The organism is Chryseobacterium sp. CG10_8 (assembly GCF_058117085.1).
Map to the genome: position 1 here is coordinate 1 of NZ_JBYVEB010000204.1, position 2235 is coordinate 2235.

The 2235-nt window shown below is 31.7% G+C and carries 3 protein-coding genes; all 3 read left to right on the top strand.

Annotated elements, in window-relative coordinates; all coding sequences use genetic code 11:
* Positions 1-453, top strand: a 453-nt coding sequence (locus AC4AGG_RS16145) for a hypothetical protein (protein WP_489773049.1), incomplete at its 5' end; no start/stop codon positions are given.
* A gap of 59 nt (positions 454-512) precedes the next feature.
* A complete protein-coding gene (locus AC4AGG_RS16150; RefSeq protein ID WP_489773050.1) occupies positions 513-1586 on the top strand; it encodes a glycosyltransferase in 1074 nt (357 codons plus the stop codon).
* A complete protein-coding gene (locus AC4AGG_RS16155) occupies positions 1586-2215 on the top strand; it encodes a hypothetical protein (RefSeq protein WP_489773051.1) in 630 nt (209 codons plus the stop codon). The genes AC4AGG_RS16150 and AC4AGG_RS16155 overlap by 1 nt, the downstream gene beginning before the upstream one ends.
* The last annotated feature ends 20 nt before the right edge of the window (positions 2216-2235 follow it).

The following is a 2235-nucleotide window of genomic DNA, read 5'->3' on the forward strand; positions in this document are numbered from 1 at the left end:
AAATTTAATAAGATGAATTCTTTTTACAGAAAAATATTAACATTTGTCTTTATCACATCTATTGGACTTGTTTCAGCGCAAATTCAAGAAAATATGACAGTGAAAGAAATTTTGGAGGAAGCTGCTTTGAAAAAATCGAAAATATTGCCTGCTGATATTGCGACAAGTTCAGTTATTTCTGAGCGTCCTATAAGCGTAAAAGGAGACATTAATTTGCTCTACATCGTTGATGGCAAGAAAATGACAGAAGAAGAAGTTATAAAAATCCCATCATCAAAAATTGAATCTATTACAGTGATTAACAGTGAAGCTGCAACAAAATTATATGATAAAGAAGGGGAAAATGGAGCGATTTTAATTGAGCTTAAATCTGAGCTTCCGACCAATGATGGTATTCCCAACAAAGAAAGTTTCTTGGAAGAAGTAGATAAAAAACCGATTATTGCAAAATAAAAATATCTCGCAGATTGCATTTTTTTAGAATGAATCAGTGCAATCTACGGGAAAATTCTATGAAAAAAATCTCAATTATTTTTATACTTCCTGATTTGGAAACTGGCGGTGCGGAGCGCATTGTGATGACACTTGCCAATCATTTACCTCGTGAAAAATTCGAACCAAAAATTATGCTTCTTCGTAAAGAAGGCGGTTATTTGGAATTTCTGAAAGATGATGTGGAAATCATTGACCTCAGAACTCCAAGAATTCGACATTCTATCAAACCAATTTTATCAGAGATTAGGAAAAGGAAGCCTGATGTGGTTTTTTGTGGCTTTGGTGAGGTTAATGCGTATTTATCATTATTTATTAAGCTTTTTCCCAAGACAAAATTCATCGCTCGTGAAACGAATGTGGTTTCTCAACACGTTACACGAAAGGAAATTAAATTCTTCTACAAATTCTATAATAATTATGATAAAATCATTTGTCAAAGCGATGACATGATGAATGACTTGTTGGCGAATTTTAAAATTAAAAAAGATAAAATCACCAAAATCAACAATCCAGTTGATTTTGAATTTATTGATAGTAAATTAGAAATTTCTACAAAGCCTGAAACCTTTTCAGAAGAATTCATAAATGTAGTGGCTATTGGCAATCTATCTTCCAGAAAGGGATTTGATAATCTGTTGAAAGTGTTTTCATATTTAAAAAATGAAAAAATCAAACTTCATATTTTAGGTGATGGAAAAGATAAAGACTTACTTCATCAGATGAAGTCGGATTTAGGATTAGACAATGTGATTTTCCATGGACAGCAGAAAAATCCTTACGAATTTCTAAAGTTTGCTGATTTGTTTATTTTATCCTCTCGTTATGAAGGCTTTCCGAATGTTTTGCTCGAAGCCGGAGCTTGTGGAACTTATGCTTTAGCTAATAATTGCAAAGGTGGAATTAATGAAATCATTCAGCCAAAAATCAACGGAGAAATATTTGATATTGAAAATCACGAAAGTTTTGCCCAAAAAATTAAAGGAGTTTTAAATGAAAATTATGATAAATTTGCAATTCGCAATTCGATAAAATCAAGGTTTTCGAAAGAAATTATTTTGGAGAAATATGAACGTGTTCTTTCAAAAATATAATGAGGTATTTTCTACTTTTTTTATTAGTACTTTTTTCCTGTAATAAGGAAAAGGCAAAAATTGTTGAAAAGAGTGTACATCATAATTCGGATTCTATAAAAATTGACGATTGGCAGTCTGGTTTTGGGCTTAGTCACGATATTGATAAAGATTCAATTTGGAATAGACCAGTTCGTTTTTATGTTGAGAGCCCTAAATGTGATTCAACGGCTATCCAATTTTATTTTGGCAAATATAGACCAACAGACGAGCCTGAAACAGCAAGATTGTTGAGTTTGGTTACAACGGATAATGATAGTTTGAGGCCATTTTACCGTTGGATTTTGAATAAGACAATCATCATTCAAGATGGCGCTTTGGGAGAATATACTGGTGTTCCTGCAAGACAGTATGCTGAAAAATTCCCTAAAGAGTTTTTCGGATATATGGATTATGATAAATCAGGAGAAAAGTATCTTGCGTGGACTAATTCAATTCTATATAGTGGATTTTATGAATGGGATGATTATAAAAAACCCTCTAAAGTACGAAAGGCTTTAATTAATAAAATGAATCAAAACTGCATTAATTGCAACGATAGTTTGAGAACTCGTTTCAGTAAGTTTGCAATAGACTGTTTTCCTGATTAATAATTTATTGATTTTGTTTA

Bases quoted from the DNA above. Each gene is read 5' to 3' on its own strand.
- AC4AGG_RS16155 (WP_489773051.1), top strand. From the start codon at position 1,586: ATGAGGTATTTTCTACTTTTTTTATTAGTACTTTTTTCCTGTAATAAG.
- AC4AGG_RS16150 (WP_489773050.1), top strand. From the start codon at position 513: ATGAAAAAAATCTCAATTATTTTTATACTTCCTGATTTGGAAACTGGC.